The organism is Marinobacter sp. 1-4A, assembly GCF_016597725.1.
GTDB lineage: Bacteria > Pseudomonadota > Gammaproteobacteria > Pseudomonadales > Oleiphilaceae > Marinobacter.
Window position 1 is genome coordinate 571,363 of record NZ_VCGY01000002.1, and the last position, 18,639, is coordinate 590,001.

Below are 18,639 nucleotides of genomic sequence, written 5' to 3' on the forward strand. Positions count from 1 at the left end.
GACAGACAAAATGCACATGCACTTGAGCAAGCTTATATCAAGTCCGCTCTATAGCCTGACGAACGGCTCGGTATAGCGCTCCCGCTGTCTGATCGAAAACCCAACGAATGAAGCGAAAGGTCAACTCAGTTACTGTGGTGACGGCCACCCTAGCAAAAGCCAGCATATGCCCCAAAAGCCCCCTCGCCTGATTCGCAAAACGACTGGATGCAGCAGCAATCTGCTCTATCGTCCTTGCCAATAGGTCGTAAAAAGTCAGCGTCGAGCTTATTGCAGCCTGCGCCACCACTGCAGCGTAGTACCCCGAGTCTCGAAGCAGTGTGATTAGGGCTGCCGACAGTTTATCGGCCCACTGGCTGGAAAAAAATGCTTCATTACGGCGCTCATACTCAAGACGAACCGGTCGGGTCAAGTTACTTTCGGAGCGCCGATGCAGCTGGGACCAGTCTTCAACGTTTGCGGTATTGCGGTAGCCGGGAACATCGTCTTCACTCATTCCGTGCGCGGTGACACTAATTCCTGTGCCACCGTCCAAACGATACTCAGCCCCACTGGTTGGCGCATGAACAAAAGGCCAAAGCGGTACATTCGGAACAGGGTCGGCACCGTGGGTACAACGATGAAGGGCGTGTACACCTTCCGACGCAGATCTAGAATAACCAATCATTCCAACTCTGGGCGCGCCAAAGGTGTAAAGGTTTACCGGCTTCCGATAGCGACTCCTAACCCAGTCCGCCGTGAGCGAAGCCAGAGCTCCCCCCAGACTATGGCCGACGCAATGAATACCTCGCACTGGCCCCTGAGCTATTGCTGGCGTTAGCAGGCGGTCAAGTGCTGGCTTCATACTCTCAAACGTAGTGTTAAAGCCCGCATGAACAGAGCTACCATTAACCGACGTCGATATCCCAACGTTCCCATTGGTCAGCCAGTCATGACTAGTCGCCGTGCCACGCACAGCGATCACATGGTGCCCCTCGAAATTCTGTTTTCCGTTCGCGAGAAAAGCAAATCCGGATGTCTTTCGAAACAACCCAAATACCCCACCCGTACGACCGGTTACAGGGCCACCTGATAGATCCAGATCGAAAGCACGCGATAGTGAAAGGTGCGCCACTGGAACGCGATAATTACCCTCAGTATTAGGCGCTCGAATCTGATACACAAGTTCCGCGAACTCTGACGCCATCCTTGGAGATATAGGTTTCATCTGCATAATCCTTTGCTTGTTTTAGGTTACCAGCGGCAAATACTGAAAACGCTATGGGGAAACTCCGGTCGCTCGACATTCTCAAAAACCTGCTCTTTTTCCGGAGTTGTAAGTTCACACTTCATTTCAGCTAAACGTTGAGATATAGCTTTTCTGGGAGTAATACCGCCAGGCACTGCGTACCAGAGTAGATAGTTCCTCCCTTCATAATCCAAGCCAATCACCTGACGGACTCGCGTCTCGTCTCCCAATTGATTTGGTCTTCGTGACTCTAGATTTTTCTCTGGGAAGGCAAAGCGCCCTTCCGCATCGGTAAGAGCCTTATCCTTGTACTCTTGGTCGTAATCAAGAGTTCTATACACCTCAATTCCCACAAGAGGCTGCCCATTTAGGGTTACAACGCCCTCAACCAGTGGAGAAAGATGAACAGTTGTTTTTTTAGTAAACCCAAACATACCTGCGTAAACCCCAGTCGCCATTAAAACGGCCAATGCAATAACAGAAAAAATCCAGAAGCGCTTAAACAAGACAACACCGTCCCGGAAAAGAAGGTACGAGTCAGTAGATGAAGAACATTGGTGTTTTTAGGCAGGGTACTTTCAAACCAATTAACGATGTACTGAAAGTAACTACATGTTCTAAATCCCTGAACGTAACGCCTTCCTGGCCAATTTGAAAATCAACATTAATGTAGGCTGTATTGGGTGTCAATTGTTGGAGGCGTTATTTTTAATTAACGAGTAATGTGCAACCGAAGGCGTCATTGACAGCCTTAAGAGTGCCGCCTACTGTCCACCTCAGGATGCTGGCTCAGATCACATGGAAGGATCGCACGCGCCAATCTCTTCCCTGCCAGTCAAAGTGTAGGTATCCGTAAAAATTCTACAGCCCGCTCATTCGCGGGCTCTGCTTCTGAACCAAAAGAGATAAGGACATCCAATGGCAAGGTCTTCATGTTTCGGCCCGTTCGAGCTCAAGAGTGGTGACAGTGACAAAAAACAAATTTTTGGCGGCCATCGGCGTCCGAACGCTGCAAGCTATGTCACCGCATTGCAGGAGGCTCTGCGAGCGGTAGACATTCCCCTAGCCATTGTGGATGGTCAATTCGGGCCCGGCACCGAGCAGGCGCTCAAAATGTTCCAGTGGTGCCTCACAGCGCACCCCTACAGGCGATTCAATCAGTCTTTAGTAACCGACACCTGCAAAGTCACTCAGGCCTTAAGCGGGCGACTGGACACCCAGACAGCCAGTGAGCTTAACCGGTGGGTCGCTCAAGGCTATGTCAGTACAGGCGACCTTATACGGTTAGACAGCAAACAACTGGACCACGTCGAAGTCGGCGATGGTTTCCGAGTACTGAGCCACGTGTCGGTTTGTGAGGGCGACGTAGTGCTTTCCGCAGCTGCCGCTGACCTGCTCAGCACTGCCAACAAAAAAGCCGGTGAACGCTGTGTGAAGCTAGTGCTAAACCAGGCGTTTCGGGTAAATGGCGTACCGGTTTCCGGTGCCGTGGTAACCCCGGCAACCCGCTCTCAACATTTGATTGGCCACGCTATCGACTGCAACATTGTTGATGGCAGCAACTGGAACAACAGCCGCACTTTTGCCGCCGGTCGACAGACCGAAGGGGCAACCAACTTTATCAACGATATGAAAAACGCTGGTTACCGCTGGGGCGGAAATTTTTCCAATCCCGATACGCCCCACTTCGACAAGCGGCTGAACCCCTATGGCGATGCCTATGAATTCAAGTTCTTCTTCAACCAGCGCACCATCGCCAATAATCACCCGATACCTCTCAAGAACCTAAATTGACCATGAAGCTACTACGTTCATCAATTACTCTAGGGCTGGCGCTATTGATATCCGCCTGCGCGTCGGCCGACACCCATCCACTGGTGGAGGCCTGGCATGCAGGCAAAGCCATCGTCATCACTACCAGCCCCAATCCTGACAAAACCGACGAGACTTATGGCGACTTCGCGCACTATCTCAACAACTTTGCCGCTTCTGCTGGCGATCACTGGGCATTTTTTGCACTAGACCCGCAGGCAACGACCCCCAAACTCCCGATCGAGTTTGGTTTTACCCTCACCCACTACTCTGTCGTTTTCATTAAACAGAATGAAGCTCAAGGTTACCTCTACCCCGGCCCTATTCTGGAGCCTCAGGTGTACGACTTTGTTCAACGACGATTTGAAGGACGGGACATTCCTGATTATCTTTACCAGTTTAGTCCGGATGAGGTGCGGGTAGACTTTGAAGAGGAGAATGGACTACTCAGAGTTGATGTAAAAACATAACCTTCCAGCATTTGCACGCCATGCGGGAGCATGGTTAGCTCCATTTTCACAGCCTCGGAAAAGCTGGCAGAGCGAAGGGGGGTAGGTGTGTTAGACCTGCACTATGAACGGTGGTTAGCACTGTTCCCTGAAGCCCCAAAAGACCTAGCGGCGAACGCTTATAAACGTTTACGCGCACACTACGCGGAACCCCACCGTGCCTACCATAATTTTCAGCATATTGACGCGTGCCTCCGCCACTTGGATAGCATCAGGGATCAACTGACAAATTTTCACGCTATCGAGATGGCCATCTGGTATCACGACGTCATCTACGACACCCACAAAAACGATAATGAAGCACAAAGCGCGAACTATGCCTTTGAGACACTCGCAAAACTGAATATCTCTGAAGAGAATCGCAACCTTGTCCATAAACTGATCATGGCAACTAAGCACCCCAGCATTCCTGACTCTTTGGAAGAGCGCTACCTCCTCGACATAGACCTTTCCATTTTAGGCACATCATCTGAAATTTTTGATGTGTATGAAAAGCAAATTCGAGAAGAATATCAGTGGGTACCGGAGATAATTTATAAAGAGGGGCGGTCAAAGGTACTGCAGGCTTTTCTCGATCAGCCTGCAATTTACCACACCGAAATTTTCTTTCGCGAGCGAGAGACACTAGCTCGGCGAAACCTTGAGCGAGTAATTGCAGGGCTTGATGGCGGCAAATTCTGGCCCGGCGGATAACCGGCTCTCAGCTTTGCCCAATACCTCACTCCAACTCCATCATCGTACTGGCCATCATGCTAATAAATGACACCAGCAGCGTCACTTTGGCCAGGTACAGCACAAAAGCAAAAGTAACGGGCCATACCAACCAACAAAGTGCCGTGATATAGATACTGAAATAACCGGCGATTTTCAGCCCAGTGGCCGTAAAGCACAGCATCTTCATCTGGGTCTTGCGACGATTAACGAAGACGAAATACTGACCGCAAAGCGGATCATGCTTTAACTGATTTCGAACTAGAGCACTGAGGCCCCGGAATGACTTGCGCATATCGGTGGGCTCGTTGCACAGCCAGATCCGCGCCTGGCTATCGAGCCCGATCATCCGTTCTGGCTCAGCCGCAACTCCACACCGTTGCCCAGGCTCAGCACAATGTTCCAGCCTGGGCCGGAGGATGGAGAGTTGCCCATCAACGACGAGAGATCGAGAAAACCGGCTTCACCGGAACCTGATGACTCATCCGTCGACGGGTCAGAAAGGCGTTTGCGCCAGTTACAGAAACTGGCGTAACCGATATTTCCCTGTTTACAAAACTGTGGTGCTGACAGACCACTGTCGCGCTACTGATCGACCAGAGCTTGCCACTGTTCTGGTGTGCGGTGCTTTCTCATGGGAGTAACCTCGTGTTGAAAAATGTGAGGTTACTGTAGGGCGAATTTCAGCGAGGTGGCAGGACGTCTTGGAATGAACGCTTACTTCGCGGGCTCAGACGGGCCGAAGTCCCTCGCATGAATGCAAAGACAGGTCGCACCCATGCCAAGCGGATGCGACACCAGCCCAGTGGTGTGACGTCAGTTGAGGGTGTTCAACCAATCATCAAGATGTGAAGAGCACAAGAGGACCTGAACTAGTTCATCTGAACAGCTGTTCGAGCTGCTCTTTGCTGACCTTCCTTCTTAACTCTACCCGTCCACCGTGCTGTAGGTTATGAGGGCTTATCTAGCAGCGAAAGAAAATGGTCAATTTGCTCTCTTGAAAGATAGTCACCCCCAGACTCATAGGCGATTAACACACCGGCGTTTTGAGGCGCCTTCTGAAGCAGTTCACGGCCATAAAATTGAGCCACATCCCACTCCTTAAAAGTCACACTCGCTGGATTCTCGGAAGCGGTCACACATAGCTCCCCGTCCTTTGGAGATTTGGTCAGAGCAAACTCAAACCCTTCCCCCTGAGCGCTCATATCTATACCCACGACGTAGAGCTGGCTGGATAATAAAGCGGGAAGCGCTAGGGCCATATTTCCCTTACTGCGAGCTTCTGTAAAAGTTTCTTTCAAATTATATGGAAAATTCAAAACCACCCCCAAAAATCAAGAGCAAATCAATGAAGCTAATTTAGGTTCATTATGAAGCCTGCAGTATTCACACAACATCTTTACATAATATTTCCACTTTTCATAGAAAGAACATCTCTTTGAATTTTCGAAGAAATTCTTAAACGCAGAAAACAGCCGATCTTCGTCAGATCGAAAAGAAATATAATCATGAATAAGGCCTCGCCCACGCAACGAGATAAAGGAAAAAACATTCTCCATAACACACTCAAAATCAGATTCACTCGAGGGATCAGAACTCTTCATAAAGATCTCAAAAGCATCCTTAAACTCTATCAACCTATGTTCACTTTGCTTTATATAGTTTACGACCCAGCCACTCATGTGAACATAAAACGAGTGCTCACCTGTTTCTGGATTTCTCAAAAAATAGCCGTCTTCACCCTTAAAAAACTTTGATGCGTCATTATTACGCAATGCTACTTCGAATAGGTTGTCATTCATTGAAGTCGCTCCACATTGTCTCCCAGCAAGTTGGAAATATCATCAACATTACTATTGTGCTTTATTTTATCCCCGCCTATTAATGATGCTTCAGCTGTCCCATTCTTCGTATAACCGCCCGGCACCCACTCACCTTCGTATGCACCCGGCTCATTTCCAGTTGGCATTTCGTAACTGAATCTTGAATCTTTGGGAGGAAGCGTCACATAGACAATGCGCTCGTTAGACAAATCAGCGTTCTCGCCGAGGTTTAGTTCATCCCTAAGAACACGCCAATCTTTTCCAGATTCCTTATATTTCTTAATCACCTCATCCATTTCCGAGCGAAGGCCAACAAATTTTCCCTTAGCCTGAAATGCTTGGCGATCTGGCCTAGGGCTAGCAATCCATCCTTCCACAACAATAAAAGCTCCACCTTCCTTTTCAAACTTCTCTAGATGAGCATCCACATAGTCTTGCGGAAGGTAGTCAGTAACGTCCTCAGGACGATTACCTTTTTCAAGGTTAATGATGCGGTCATACTCACTTTGGCTCATGGGAACATGGTCAGGCACTTTGGCGTTCGCTGTATTATTTGGAACGCTTGCTGCCCCATCAGGAACCACATCTTTAGGCTTACCACTAGCCCGCCATTCCTCGAATGACCCCTCGCCTCCATTCGCCAACCAAGTCCGATATTCCATGTCCTCCTGCGGTGAGGCCGTTTGCCACGTAGAACCATCAATCCCGCTGGCATTCCAAATTCGTTCATCACCATGTTTACTGTATACAGTGCCATCCGGAGCGTTGATATGTTCCAGCCCCCCGCCCAGTTCCGGACTATAAAGCATCCCGGTCACAAACGTTGCCGCCGTTCCCAGAGCTGGCAGAGCTCTGGAAAGTAACGACCGCTCGGCGGCATACACTGCATCATTCGCCGCCGCACCGGTTATCACACGGGGAACGATTGATGTTGGTGGTGTCGGAACCGGAGCGGGCGCTCGGGCCAACGCAGCAGCACCTGCCAGTTCAATGTTCTGGAAGGCCGGCCCATCATCGCCGACAGGCCCTTCTTCGCCTTTCATCGCATCTTCCGGAGTTACGCCGGAAGTCTCACAACTACTCAGACCCAGCGGGTCGATATAATCTAAAGGGTTCCGAGTATAACGGTATGTATTGAGGCCGCCCTGCACTCCCAACGGATCCGGCGTCAGATACCGTCCAGTAGCCGGGTCATAATCCCGAAACCGATTCTGAACGATCCCCGTCAGTTCGTCCTCAAACTGCCCCGGCAATCTGAGTGGCTGGTGAATCCCGTGATTGAGTGTGTCGGCCTGGCAGTTGCCCCAGGCATCCGAGTTGCCCTCCCAGACCTTTTGCCCCTCCTGATCCCACAACCGAACAGGCATCATTCGATGATCCAGTTCGTAGTAGTAGGGTTGATCGTCGATCAGCGTGATTAAGGGCTCATCGGTTTGCGGGTCTCTCAGGTACCACTGCCAGTGGCCTTCGGGGTTCTGCTCCCCCAATAGGACGTCGTTGTGCCACAGGTAGGTGGTGGTGCCTGCTTCCGTTTTGCGCCAGGCTCTTCTGCCCAGGGCGTCGTAGCCGTAGGTGATGTGCAATTCGGGGCGTTTGAATTCGATGAGCTGGCCTTCGGCGTCGAAGGTGCGGTGTTCGGTGGTGTGGCCAGTGATGCGGATTTCCGCGCCGAGTGCATCATAGGTACGTTTATTGTCGCCACTTCTGATCAGGCGATCCTGTTCAATCTGGCCGCCTTCCGGGAGTCGGTTGCCGCCCAGGTCGTAGAGGTAGGTTGTGTCGTTTTCCTGGATCAGCTGGCCCTGGCTGTCCCGCTGGTAGTGGGTGTCGCCGGTCAGGCTGTCCTGGGTGGCTTCCAGGCGGTTTTCGGCGTCCCAGCGGTAGCGTCTTGTGGCACTTTGCTGGCCTTGCCATTTGCGTTTGATCAGGCAGCCGTAGCGGTCGTGCAGCTGGCTTTGGGTATTGCTGCCCGCTGTGCGGGTGGTTTCCCGGTTCTGGCTGTCGAAAGTGCGTTCGATCAGGGTGTCGCCATTCACGCTCAGGGTATGCCAACGGCCTTGTGGGTCGTAGTGGTAATGGGCGGTGGTGCCGTCGGGCAGGTGGATCGTTTCTATCCGGCCACCGGGGCCGTAGCCGTAGGTGGTGCGGTGGCGGTCCTGATGGTGTTCGGTGATCTGGCCGACGGTGTTATAGGCCCAGTGCAGTTTGCGGTCGGCGCAACTGGCGTGGGTGCGGCGGCCAAAGGCGTCGTAACGGTAGTGGCGGGTGACGGCTTTGCGGTCTTTGCCTTGGCTGGTTTGGGTCAGTACCCGGCCAGCTGGGTCTCGCTCTGTGCGTTGTGCCCAGAAGCCGGGGTGTTCACGGTGGGTGATGTGCCCGGCGGTGTTGTACTGAAACCGTATATCGCGGCCGTCGGGGGCGGCGCAACGGTCGATGTGGCCTTGGGCGTTCCAGCCCAGCTGCCACTGCTGGCCATCGGCTCGGGTGATGGCAGTCAGGCGTTCGCTGAGATCGTACTGGTACTTAACCTTGTGACCATCGGGTCGGCGATAAGCCAATGGGCGCATCAAAGGGCCGTATTCGTAGCCGTGCTGGTCACCTTGGGCCGTGGTGTAGTCGGTCAGGCGGCCAGCCTTGTCATAGTGGTACTGGCGGCTGCGTTTTTGTTCCGGTGCTTGTTCGGGGTATTGGTGCACCGCCAGTAGGCGCTGGCCTTGATAGTCGTATTGGGTTACCAAGCCCTGTTCCAGCTTGCCAGCCACGCGGCCATCCGGGTGGAAGGCAAAGCGCTGAAGCTGGCCGTTGCGATTGCTCGCCAGAAGGTGGCCTGTGTCGGCACAGCCCAACTCGGTGGTTTCTCCGGTGGTGCTGGTGGCCTGTAATGGCCAACCGTCAGCATCGTACTGGTAGTGCCATTGGCTGCCATCTGGGCGGTCTTCGCTGAGCAGGCGACCGGCCAGATCAACGCGGCGCCTGTGGGTGCGGCCATCCGGGTGCGTTTCAGTGGTGCAGAAGCCCAGTTCGTTGTAGTGCCACCGGTGGCTGCGGCCGTCGGGCTCGATGGTTTCAGCTTTGCGGCCGTGACGATCGTAACGGTGTTGGGTTTGCGCACCATCGGGCCGGGTTTCCTGCACCAAGCGCCCTAGGCCATCGTAGGCCCATTGCCAGAGTGCGCCATCAGGGTCTTGCCGGGCGAGGATGCGGCCGTTGTCGTCGTAATGAAATACCTGAACGTTGCCGTGGGCATCGCGTACCTGTGTTAGGTAGCGCTCGGGCTGGTAGTCGAACTGGAAGTCGTGGTGGCCCTGCTCACCCCGGCTGCGGAGGCAACGCGCACGCTCACCGTGGCCTTGCCATTCGAAGTGGAAGGTGTACCCGGTGGGTAATTCGCGGTGGGTGAGCAAGTGCCCCTGATACTGGTACTGTTCGGTGCCATGATCGCTTTCGGCGCGCAGCAGGTTGCCCTGATCATCGTAGCTGTAAAGCGCCAAGAGGCGACGCTGCTCACCGTTTTCCAAGTGTATGGCGTGTACCCGCTCCGGGTGATGCTTGTTGTAGCTGAACACCACGGCGGCATGGCCATTCAGCCGCAGATGAGAAAGCCTGAATTCAGCGTCATAGTGGAAACGCCACTGTTGGCCTGTCAGGTTTTGCACACTCACAGGCAACCAGGTTTTGTTGTCTTGTGTGGCCAATATCCAGGCCATCCCGTTGGCTTCGGTCAACACTATTTGGTTGTCTTGGCGCCGCTCCACCCTCAGGCCGGTATGAACCTGCCAAGTTATCTCACCCGGTGCGAGTGCTTTAAGGCGCAGGGATCGGCTGTCTTTATCGAGTATCCAGAGGTGGTCGCCATCAAAATGTATCTGCCGTAAGCACGTAATGGCCCAGCCTGCTCCGAAGCCCAACTGTCTCTCGCAGTATCCTGAGCGGTAGCGGCGCGTCCACGTAAGGGGCATGGGGCCTTCTATAACGAAGTCCTCAATATCGAGGATTTCTTCACCCGTTACAGGCGCTACCGGATCACCTTGGCACTGCATGTCAGCGGTGTTGGCTCCGGGGTCGTCGGTATCGGCTTGCTTTGCTTTCGAGCTGCCTGTAGGGGCAGATGATGCGGCACTTGCTGGGGCGTTGCCCGTACGGGCAGTGCTGCTGCCTCCCCCACCACCGCCACTGCCTTCACTTGGCGGCAGGCTGTGCAAAGGCACTTTGTAGATAGCCAGCTGCCGCTCTCGAAGCATCTGAGCAACATGCCGGAATAGCAGGTCGCTATTACTCGCTACGTGGAGTGAAACACCATGGCTTTGGAGCACACTCAGCCATTGGGTGCTTTCATTGGCGAACCCGGGGCTAAAGCGGTTGCGCAGCCACTGGCTCCAGTCTTCGTTGCCCTCAGCGTTCTCTGGACCTTGAGGGCCATCGTAAGTGTCTGGCCGCACAACAATATACTTGTAGCCATCTGCGCCGTTAAATTCGATATGACTGGCCATACTTGTGCAATCCTTGCTTAATGCGTCCGGTGTAACATCTGGCCAGCTTGGCCTTTCCGGTGTTGGTATTCATCACCGGCACACTAAATGTCCGAAGTTCTCTTTATGAGAAACGGGCAACGTGCAAAACACACTCTGCTCCCCCGCCGCCGTCCGGCGGATGTATTCCACCTCAAAAGTAAAGGCACTGTGCTCTCGGCTAAACTCGATCACCGAGAAATCCGTGTAAGCGGTCTCTCTAAAGTCGAGTGTGGCATCATCCTGAAGCGTGATGTCGCACACATCCAGCCGCTCTAGCTCACGCCAGCCTTGGTCGGGGTGAATCGCCTCAAACCTCAAACACGGGTAATCGCTCTCGGTGCTAAAACGGGCGTAGCGCCATAGGGTGTCTTGGTGTCGAACGACCCCCACTTCCATCACTCTGGCGTCAACCACCGGAGAAGCGACGCTTCCTGCCTCCGCTGGCACAGGTAACATCAGTAAAACCGGCAACCATCTCCAATAAAAACTCATTCTCACGGCTTGTCTCCGTTTTGCCCGGTGCGCAAACTCCATAAGCCTCACGCCAAGTACCGAACGCGCCTCTGGAACCGGTCGGCTGGTACGTTTGTCCACAGTGACCTATCACTTATGATCCGCTGGACAACCCCGACATCAACTGGAAATTCGTGCACTCTCCGTTCTGTATTGTTCAAGGCTTTTGATGACTGGCCGAGGCGCCAAACCGGCCATACTCTTTTCACTACAACTAACTGCAATCACTCCCGCCAAAGGGCTAACCGCATCCAACAACAGGAGTGCGCCCGGTTGTTGCCAATCGCCTACTCTGTAGCCATCCAACAGCCAATAAAGCCCCCAAAGAGCGCCTAAAACACCGGGAGCATCCAACACCAGCTCAGGAAACTCCCAACGCAAAGCGGGTCGATTCCAACGTGAAAGGCTGGCCAAAAAAGGCATGATCCGCTCAAAGCCACATTCCTGCGGAGTGCCCGGGCATACCAGCACTTCTATTTCCGGCACAGCCGCCTGCGCATTAGTCAGCAGAGTCGCCAAATCGTTAGTGCCCTCCAGCCTTCCATCCAGAGCACTAAAGTGCACGCTAGGACCAGACCCCGGGCTCAAAACCATTGCGAGAACCTGAAGCTCTGGCTCGAGGTCCGCGGCCAGTATCTGCGCAGCAACCCCGGCACGATCCACAGCCCGAATAGCTAAAGCCAACCCGGCCCGCCCAAAACCAATCTCCACAGGCTGGTCAGTAAATGCCGCCAGCCACTGCTCTCTACGTTGATGCTCTGCAGCTGGAAGTATTAACCATCCCGGGCAATTTGGATCTAAATACGGGCGCAGCCGCTCTGGCGTTAACAGCCCGCCGTTTGCCTCCCGCGACTCAGAATCATCTGCGGGAACAAACCCGCTCCGAAACCAGTCATCCAGACCTCGGCCAGCAATCTCTCCAATTAGGGCACTGACCTGCCAGCCTCCGGTGCGTTCGCTTGCAGCCATCACCAACAACCTCCGAACAGCGACCACGGAGCACCCTGAACACGCAACCAACTTGCCCACCATTGGCGGTACCGCTGGCCAAGGTCTTGGTTATGAGCTTTCCTCCGCTGCAAGGCCTCGCTCGCTACCTCTCCTGGCTCGCCGCCATGGGAAGCAACCTCTGCAAGCAACGGCAAAAAGCGATCACTCCCCGAAATGCCCATAGCTTCAATCACCGAAGCATCACTCACTCTTCCAGCCAAACCATTAATCATGGCTGGATGCAGTTGTTCTGACGCAGCCAATAACAGCGGGAAAAACCACTCTCGCCAAAATGGATTCCCTGCGGACCACAACTCTGACAACAAACTCTTAACAGCGGGCTCGCTCACCAGCATCGCGCCGGTCTGCATGCTTACGCAGATTTGCCAACAAGCGTCTACTTTGGCTTCTTGCCCTCTGCGACTGGCCGCCATAGCTGCCCAGAGCTGTTGTTGCGGAGGTTCCGGCCATTCCCTAGGAAGTTCCATTCCGGAATGACAGGCCAGCATTTGCCAGTGGCTTCCTTCCCTGCACTCACTGGCCGTTTCACTCTGCGACAGCTCGAAGCCCTCTCCGGGCGGGCAAGTATAGAGCCGCATGGTCAGCTCCAATCTCAGTGCTCCCGACCAAAAAGCTGGGGCATCACCTTGTGCCTTTCGCCAATTATCCAATGCCAAGTCTTGCGGATGCTGCTCACACCAAAGCACCAAGCGTCTATCGAGCTGCCGCAACAGCTCCAAAGGTGATAGCGCATTGTCTAGCAGCGCTTGCCGCTGCTTAAGCAAGCCTTCAAGCATCAACGGGCACTCCGGCACAAAGCCCTTGATTAGTTAAGGCTAATCTTCGCGGCTTTCATATCAATGGTGACACCTTGCACGCTAATGCTGGTGCCCTTAATCGATATCGCACCGGAAGCCTCCATTGTCAGGCTTGCTGCACCTGTTTTTAAGGTAATGCTCTGGCCTGCATCAATCGTTACGGTTCGTCCCGCAGTGGTCGCTTGAGCACCGGTGATATCAACCGTTTGGTTGTTTTTGACCGTTAGGGTGTCATTGTTGCCAATCGTTGTGGTGCGGTCATTCTTAACGTCATCGGTCTGGTCGTTTTTGACAGTTAGCGTGTCGTTATTGCCGATTGTGGTGGTTCGGTCGTTCTCAACCTCATCCGTCTGATCGTGCTCGACCGTCAACGTGTGATCTTTTTCGGCATGCATTAGCAAAAGCTCTTTGCCAATGGTGTCGTCGAAACTTATTTCGTTGTAGTTGGCACCGCTGCCTTTCGTAGTAGACCGGCTTTTGAGCCCTGAAATATTCTTCTTGGACAAAGGCTCATACGGCATTTTGTTTTTGCCGTTATAAACGGAGCCGGTAATCAGCGGCAGGTCTGGGTCGCCACTGAGGAACTCAACAAGCACTTCTTGGCCTTCGCGGGGAATAAACTGTGCGCCCCAATTTTCGCCCGCCCAAGATTGAGCTACACGAATCCAGCAGGAACTCTTTTGGTCATACTTGCCTTCGCGGTCCCAGTGGAACTGAACCTTAATGCGGCCATGTTCATCCACATAGATTTCTTCACCGGGTGCGCAGGTAACGGTTGCCGTTTGCAAACCGGGCACCATTGGCTTTGGCAGTTTACGGGGCACAAAGGGCGCTTTGGTTGGTATGCAGCGAAAGCTGTTGGTGTAAAAAAAGTTACCCATTGATGGTTGGTTATCCGCGTTCAGCGGCACCGAAGCCTCTATCGCCACTTCCGTGATCACGAATTCATTATGCGGAGGAATTTCGTCTTCATGCTCTTTAAAGGAGAAGGTTAGACCAACACCAAAAGAGCGGTAATCGGATACAGCCCTGTAGCTTTCTGATTCCTGGGCAATGCCTTTCAGGTGCAAAGCGGCAAGGTTGGCACCATCCTTGATGGGACGATCTTCACCGAAGTACCCAAACAACTCGCGAGAACCAAACGGACCCCCAGGTACCTGTTCGCTACTGGTTGCCTTAACCTTCTGCTTGGGCGTTTCGAAATCGAAGCCATGCTCAATGATGGAGTTAGCTGTTGCCTTAAAACCGGCATACCAGCTAGAAATATGTGCCACACCGGTTGGCCTGGAACAGAATACAACGGAACCCTCAACAGCCTTAGGCCAAGCTTTTTCATGATCGGTAATGACCATCGTGTGAGAGCCACTAGAATGCTCGAAATGGAAACACAGACCTTCGTGAGCCAGTAGCCGGCAAACGAAATCCCAGTCGGTTTCATTGTACTGAACACAATAACGGTAGGTATAAAGTCCCTTTTTCAGCTTCCAGCTAAAGGCGACTCCATGCTCCCCCAGAATTGTCTCAACAATCTTTTTAACGGTTTTATCTTGGAAAATTCGGCAGTTGGTGCGATTAGCTGCAGACCAGGCTTTCGGTACGATAATGGCCTCATAACGCTGGCCATCGCTATTGTGAAGCGGCTTTCCCAATTCCCACATACTAAGAAAGTGGCCATGGAAGTGCTTTTCACCACCGCCATCTTTTGACCCTACCTTCAGGGTAACGGTTACACCCTCGCCAATGTGCTTCTTCATATCAGCGATACGTTGATTAGCGGTAAATCCAACCCGCACCTCAAACAGGCGTGACATGCCCTCACGCACTTTCAGCCGCTCCAATACCAGAGCGTCTTTACCGAGAGAGCTGTGAATCTGAAGAAAATGATGCTGCTTTTCCTTGCCCATGAATCGCCGCGCCTTCCTGGTTTCGGTGAACAAAAAGAGCAGAGGAAACCCAATGGGCTTCCCCTACTAGTTCGGAGCCTGCTATTAGAACTGCTGACCTTTAACACCGCTGTAGCCGTATACTTTCGGCCCAGTGATGCTGTTTTTGTCATCAGTCGGAGTAACAGTCATCATCATTTCAGTGTAAGAAATGGTAATAGACTCAACCGGACGGTCACCGGAAACGGAAACCGCGTAGTTGGAAATCATGGCGTCAGTCAGTTCGATCTTCATGATCTCTTCAACTGCGTCACCCTGCTTGGTCACGTAGAAGGTTGCTTTTTTACCCTTGCCAACAGTGGCTTCTTTGAACAAGTCCGTAGAGGCATTGTCCTGCAGTTTAGTGATTGTAATATCACCAAGGCGGGTAGAAGAGGCTTCACGGTCCATAGCGGTACCGGTGTAAGAAGAAATCTCCCGATGAACGTTAAAGTCCATGGTCAGAACAGTGATCATATCCTTGAACTGTTCTGCGGTGGTTTCACCCTTAATACCTTCGTAGTCCAGGTAGGTATTCGCTTGCATGTGTATCTCCTTGCTTTTTAAGTTACGTCCTGTAACGAGGACATGGTTACCCTAGTCCTGACACTTAGCCAGAACCTCGGATTCTTGGGTTTGTGTCCAGCTTTTAGATAGCAATACAAAGAGAGAGGAACAGCGGCATAGTTAAAAGCCCTGTTACTATGCACGTCGCTTTGGGCACACAGCTGCGCCCGTAAATTCTGACGGCAAATTGAGGTAATCAACTGAAACATAAGCCAGCTTCCAGCTTCCCTGCTCCCTTCCAAACTCCATCTTTATAACAGCTGGTCGATCAAATCGATCGAAACCATTTAGCGTTAAGCAACCGAAGTTGCCATCCCGCAATTCAAAATGTTCCTTTTTCTTAACCAATATACTCGGCAAGTCTGACAATATCGGAAAATAATCAGGAAAATCTGATGATTTTTTAATACCTCGATCGCCCATGGATTGAGTGATCAAATTATCCAATATATAAGCGTAGTCTCGAGCTTTCACTCTATATGTATATTCGGTATACGTATCATGTAGAGTGACTGGTTTCCCATGGGACGCACACCCATTTAGAAATAGTAACAGGAGTAGCAGAATTTTAAACGGTGTAACTAACAAAAGTCGAAATTCTTTTTGCAACCACCCCGTTATTTTCATATTGCTACTCCTGCCCACCCGTTAACTGCCAATATGGAACTGGTTATCGTCGAGTGTTATTCGAAGCTCTTTCAGAGGCTTGTCATTTGCTATCGCATTGAGCAAGACATCTGACAGCCGTGTTAGCACCTCGCGTTGTATAACTTGCTGTATATTCCGTGCACCAGTACTGGCCTGGTGACCGCTATCTGCAATACGTTCAACAACGTCGTCGCTATACTCAAGCGCAATGCCGTGCTGCCTCTGAACACGTTTGCACACTCTTTCTAGTTGCATTCGAGTGATCGTGCGTAATTGCTCCTCACCAAGGGGCCGATAAGGCAAGACCACCGTGCGCCCCAAAAAGGCTGGCTTGAAGATAGCAAGCAGATCGTTCCAGATCGCATCTTTCAACGCCTCCGGTTCTGGCGCGGTAAGCTCATCTACATACAGATCAGAGATGTGTTCGGAGGCTGCGTTTGAGGTCATCAACAGCACAGTGTTCCGGAAATCAACATCACGTCCTTCGCCATCCCGCAGCGAACCCTTGTCAAACACCTGATAAAAAATGTCCTGAACACCAGGGTGCGCCTTTTCCATCTCATCGAGCAATATCACACTGTAGGGTTTGCGGCGGACTGCCTCGGTTAACACGCCACCTTCGCCGTAACCCACGTAGCCCGGAGGGGAACCAACCAGCTGGGATACTTTGTGCTCCTCTTTAAACTCCGACATGTTGATGACGGTCATGTTGGATTCACTACCATAGACCTGCTCAGCCAGGGCCATGGCGGTCTCCGTTTTACCCACACCACTGGGGCCAACCAGCAGAAACACACCCAAGGGCTTCTTTTCGTCAGCGAGTTCAGCTCGAGCAACTTGAATAGTGCGAGCGATGTCATCCAAGGCATGATCCTGGCCGGTTACTCTGGTTTTGAGCGTTGTAGCCAAGTTCAATATGCCCGCCACTTCATCTGACTGCATGCGGCCAAAGGGAATGCCGGTCCAGTCAGACAGTACTTCTGAAACCAGCTGCGTATCTACTTGCCAATGCACCATAACCTGTTCGCGCTCACCAAGACTGGCGCGAATTTCGTTTAACCGCTGTTTCCCTTCATCGGTTTCATCTTCCAGCAGCGTCTTGCTGATGGCAGCTGCCTCTTGAACCAGCGCCTTTTCATCTGCCCATTCAGCTTCTAGTTGAGCGAGAGATTCACCCGCTATATGCAGTTGGGTTTGCAGCGTATCTTGCCGGTCGCCATGATTAACGCCTAAGCGGGATTCGCGGGACAACAGGGCCAACTCTTGCTGCATCCCCGTTACCTCAGCCCTTGCGCGCTCCACAGAAGCAGGCACGCTCGCCTGACTCATGGCCACCCGAGCACAGGCCGTGTCGAGCAAGGCTACGGCTTTATCCGGCAATTGGCGGCTTGCCAAAAAGCGCGTTGAAAGCACCACGGCTGTTTTCAGCGCGTCATCTGCAATCGCAACGCCGTGGTGTGCCTCTAGCGTAGGCACCAACCCACGAAGTATTTGAATAGCCGTTGTCTCATCCGGCTCATCGACCTTCACGACTTGGAAGCGACGAGTTAGAGCCGCATCTTTTTCAAAAAACTTTCGATACTCAGCCCAGGTTGTAGCCGCAATGGTGCGCAATTCACCGCGTGCCAGTGCTGGCTTGAGCAAATTGGCGGCATCATTCTGTCCAGCTTGGCCACCTGCGCCTACCATGTTATGCGCTTCATCAATGAACAGAATGATTGGCCGCTCAGAGCTTTTAACTTCTTCGATAACACCTTTCAGGCGATTTTCAAATTCCCCTTTTACACCCGCACCTGCCTGCAGCAACGCAAGATCAAGAGTTAAAAGGCGCGCAGGCTTCAGCACGTCCGGCACATTTCCCTCAGCAATGCGTCTGGCTAGCCCCTCAACAACTGCGGTTTTCCCAACTCCGGCCTCACCCGTAAGAATTGGATTGTTCTGGCGTCGACGGGTCAGAATATCAATCACTTGACGGATTTCATCGTCCCGACCAATAACCGGGTCTAGCTCCCCTGCGTTCGCTTGAGCTGTAAGGTCGATGGTGTACTTGGCGAGATGTTGCTCTTTACCTGCACGTGCGGTTGCTGGCTTCGCGGACGTGGTCGCCCCCTGCGCAAGCATTGCATGAATATCAGGCCATTCGGCAAGCAACCGCGCCGGGTCGATACCATTAAGCTCACCCGCGTGCCTTGTAACCAACGCCGCCATGGCGGGGTCGCTCAACATGCTGTAAAGCATGGTGGCCCCTCGCATAGTTGGCTCGTTAAACTCGATTGATGTATCCAGCCAGCACTGACGAAATAGATCCACCAATCTTGGGGCGAGACTCGGTGTTGCACCGCTGCCTGTTCTGAACGTTTCCAACCCGCTATCCAGCTGCGCGTCTAGACGGGTGATATCCAAGTTGAAATACCGCAGCACCCCTTTCAGATCAGAGTCGTCATTGCGAATCATGCTTTTTAGAAGGTGCTCTGGCTCAACCGTATGGTGTGTCCGCTGGAAGCAAAGGCCTACAGCTGTTTCCAACGATTCTTTGCCCGAGTCATTAAGTTTCTCGACGAGGGATTTGAGTGTCATTGCAGACATG

17 protein-coding genes are annotated in these 18,639 nt (G+C 52.6%); 3 read left to right on the forward strand and 14 right to left on the reverse strand.

Translation table 11 applies throughout. The features are described from left to right. Positions 1 to 37: 37 nt before the first annotated feature. Together FE845_RS06360 and FE845_RS06365 are read right to left on the reverse strand one after the other, a co-directional pair. The gene (locus tag FE845_RS06360) at positions 38 to 1,207 is read right to left on the reverse strand and encodes a lipase family protein (protein WP_200362492.1); all 1,170 of its coding nucleotides are present in this window, start codon (positions 1,205 to 1,207) and stop codon (positions 38 to 40) included. Between the two features lie 26 nt (positions 1,208 to 1,233). Beyond that, a complete protein-coding gene (locus tag FE845_RS06365) occupies positions 1,234 to 1,734 on the reverse strand; it encodes a DUF4198 domain-containing protein (RefSeq protein ID WP_227714117.1) in 501 nt (166 codons plus the stop codon). Between the two features lie 412 nt (positions 1,735 to 2,146). On the opposite strand from FE845_RS06365, the gene FE845_RS06370 reads away from it, so the two are divergent. The 3 genes from FE845_RS06370 to FE845_RS06380 all read left to right on the forward strand — a co-directional run bounded on the left by FE845_RS06370 (position 2,147) and on the right by FE845_RS06380 (position 4,242). Then, positions 2,147 to 3,022: a M15 family metallopeptidase gene (locus FE845_RS06370; protein WP_200362494.1), complete on the forward strand. Its 876-nt coding sequence runs from the start codon at positions 2,147 to 2,149 to the stop codon at positions 3,020 to 3,022. 2 nt (positions 3,023 to 3,024) lie between these two features. Then, complete coding sequence (locus FE845_RS06375; RefSeq protein ID WP_200362496.1) at positions 3,025 to 3,510, forward strand: hypothetical protein; 486 nt, start codon at positions 3,025 to 3,027, stop codon at positions 3,508 to 3,510. Positions 3,511 to 3,597: 87 nt separating this feature from the next. Then, on the forward strand, positions 3,598 to 4,242 hold the full coding sequence (locus FE845_RS06380) for a hypothetical protein (protein ID WP_200362498.1): 645 nt from the start codon (positions 3,598 to 3,600) through the stop codon (positions 4,240 to 4,242). A 25-nt stretch (positions 4,243 to 4,267) separates the two neighbouring features. On the opposite strand, the gene tnpB is transcribed toward FE845_RS06380, so the two are convergent. The 12 genes from tnpB to tssH all read right to left on the reverse strand — a co-directional run bounded on the left by tnpB (position 4,268) and on the right by tssH (position 18,629). Continuing rightward, complete coding sequence (tnpB, locus tag FE845_RS06385) at positions 4,268 to 4,609, reverse strand: IS66 family insertion sequence element accessory protein TnpB (protein WP_200362501.1); 342 nt, start codon at positions 4,607 to 4,609, stop codon at positions 4,268 to 4,270. Beyond that, positions 4,606 to 4,833, reverse strand: coding sequence for an IS66 family insertion sequence element accessory protein TnpA (gene tnpA, locus FE845_RS18960; RefSeq protein ID WP_413785075.1), 228 nt, complete (start codon positions 4,831 to 4,833; stop codon positions 4,606 to 4,608). Before tnpA ends, tnpB begins: the two co-directional genes overlap by 4 nt. Before the next feature lie 377 nt (positions 4,834 to 5,210). After that, the gene (locus FE845_RS06390; RefSeq protein WP_200362503.1) at positions 5,211 to 5,579 is read right to left on the reverse strand and encodes a hypothetical protein; all 369 of its coding nucleotides are present in this window, start codon (positions 5,577 to 5,579) and stop codon (positions 5,211 to 5,213) included. Positions 5,580 to 5,594: 15 nt separating this feature from the next. Next, on the reverse strand, positions 5,595 to 6,062 hold the full coding sequence (locus FE845_RS06395) for a hypothetical protein (protein WP_200362505.1): 468 nt from the start codon (positions 6,060 to 6,062) through the stop codon (positions 5,595 to 5,597). Beyond that, a complete protein-coding gene (locus FE845_RS06400) occupies positions 6,059 to 10,573 on the reverse strand; it encodes an RHS repeat-associated core domain-containing protein (protein ID WP_200362507.1) in 4,515 nt (1,504 codons plus the stop codon). Before FE845_RS06400 ends, FE845_RS06395 begins: the two co-directional genes overlap by 4 nt. A 72-nt stretch (positions 10,574 to 10,645) precedes the next feature. Then, positions 10,646 to 11,086, reverse strand: a complete 441-nt coding sequence (locus tag FE845_RS06405; protein ID WP_200362509.1) for a hypothetical protein — start codon at positions 11,084 to 11,086, stop codon at positions 10,646 to 10,648. Positions 11,087 to 11,227: 141 nt separating this feature from the next. Then, the gene (locus FE845_RS06410) at positions 11,228 to 12,076 is read right to left on the reverse strand and encodes a hypothetical protein (protein ID WP_200362511.1); all 849 of its coding nucleotides are present in this window, start codon (positions 12,074 to 12,076) and stop codon (positions 11,228 to 11,230) included. Next, a complete protein-coding gene (locus FE845_RS06415; protein WP_200362513.1) occupies positions 12,076 to 12,894 on the reverse strand; it encodes a hypothetical protein in 819 nt (272 codons plus the stop codon). Before FE845_RS06415 ends, FE845_RS06410 begins: the two co-directional genes overlap by 1 nt. Before the next feature lie 29 nt (positions 12,895 to 12,923). Continuing rightward, positions 12,924 to 14,819 (reverse strand): type VI secretion system Vgr family protein, encoded by a 1,896-nt coding sequence (locus FE845_RS06420; protein WP_200362515.1) that lies wholly within the window; start codon positions 14,817 to 14,819, stop codon positions 12,924 to 12,926. A gap of 84 nt (positions 14,820 to 14,903) precedes the next feature. Further along, positions 14,904 to 15,383, reverse strand: a complete 480-nt coding sequence (locus FE845_RS06425) for an Hcp family type VI secretion system effector (protein WP_200362517.1) — start codon at positions 15,381 to 15,383, stop codon at positions 14,904 to 14,906. Positions 15,384 to 15,539: 156 nt separating this feature from the next. After that, entirely contained in the window at positions 15,540 to 16,031 is a 492-nt protein-coding gene (locus FE845_RS06430) for a hypothetical protein (protein ID WP_200362519.1), read from the reverse strand. A 21-nt stretch (positions 16,032 to 16,052) separates the two neighbouring features. Beyond that, positions 16,053 to 18,629 (reverse strand): type VI secretion system ATPase TssH, encoded by a 2,577-nt coding sequence (gene tssH, locus FE845_RS06435; protein ID WP_227714167.1) that lies wholly within the window; start codon positions 18,627 to 18,629, stop codon positions 16,053 to 16,055. Positions 18,630 to 18,639 lie beyond the last annotated feature (10 nt).

Excerpts from the sequence above, each read along its gene's own strand:
- FE845_RS06360 (WP_200362492.1), bottom strand. The coding sequence starts at position 1,207 with ATGAAACCTATATCTCCAAGGATGGCGTCAGAGTTCGCGGAACTTGTG.
- FE845_RS06370 (WP_200362494.1), top strand. The coding sequence starts at position 2,147 with ATGGCAAGGTCTTCATGTTTCGGCCCGTTCGAGCTCAAGAGTGGTGAC.
- FE845_RS06375 (WP_200362496.1), top strand. The coding sequence starts at position 3,025 with ATGAAGCTACTACGTTCATCAATTACTCTAGGGCTGGCGCTATTGATA.
- tnpB (WP_200362501.1), bottom strand. The coding sequence starts at position 4,609 with ATGATCGGGCTCGATAGCCAGGCGCGGATCTGGCTGTGCAACGAGCCC.
- FE845_RS06395 (WP_200362505.1), bottom strand. The coding sequence starts at position 6,062 with ATGAATGACAACCTATTCGAAGTAGCATTGCGTAATAATGACGCATCA.
- FE845_RS06400 (WP_200362507.1), bottom strand. The coding sequence starts at position 10,573 with ATGGCCAGTCATATCGAATTTAACGGCGCAGATGGCTACAAGTATATT.
- FE845_RS06405 (WP_200362509.1), bottom strand. The coding sequence starts at position 11,086 with ATGAGTTTTTATTGGAGATGGTTGCCGGTTTTACTGATGTTACCTGTG.
- FE845_RS06410 (WP_200362511.1), bottom strand. The coding sequence starts at position 12,076 with ATGGCTGCAAGCGAACGCACCGGAGGCTGGCAGGTCAGTGCCCTAATT.
- FE845_RS06415 (WP_200362513.1), bottom strand. The coding sequence starts at position 12,894 with ATGCTTGAAGGCTTGCTTAAGCAGCGGCAAGCGCTGCTAGACAATGCG.
- FE845_RS06420 (WP_200362515.1), bottom strand. The coding sequence starts at position 14,819 with ATGGGCAAGGAAAAGCAGCATCATTTTCTTCAGATTCACAGCTCTCTC.
- FE845_RS06425 (WP_200362517.1), bottom strand. The coding sequence starts at position 15,383 with ATGCAAGCGAATACCTACCTGGACTACGAAGGTATTAAGGGTGAAACC.
- FE845_RS06430 (WP_200362519.1), bottom strand. The coding sequence starts at position 16,031 with ATGAAAATAACGGGGTGGTTGCAAAAAGAATTTCGACTTTTGTTAGTT.
- tssH (WP_227714167.1), bottom strand. The coding sequence starts at position 18,629 with ATGACACTCAAATCCCTCGTCGAGAAACTTAATGACTCGGGCAAAGAA.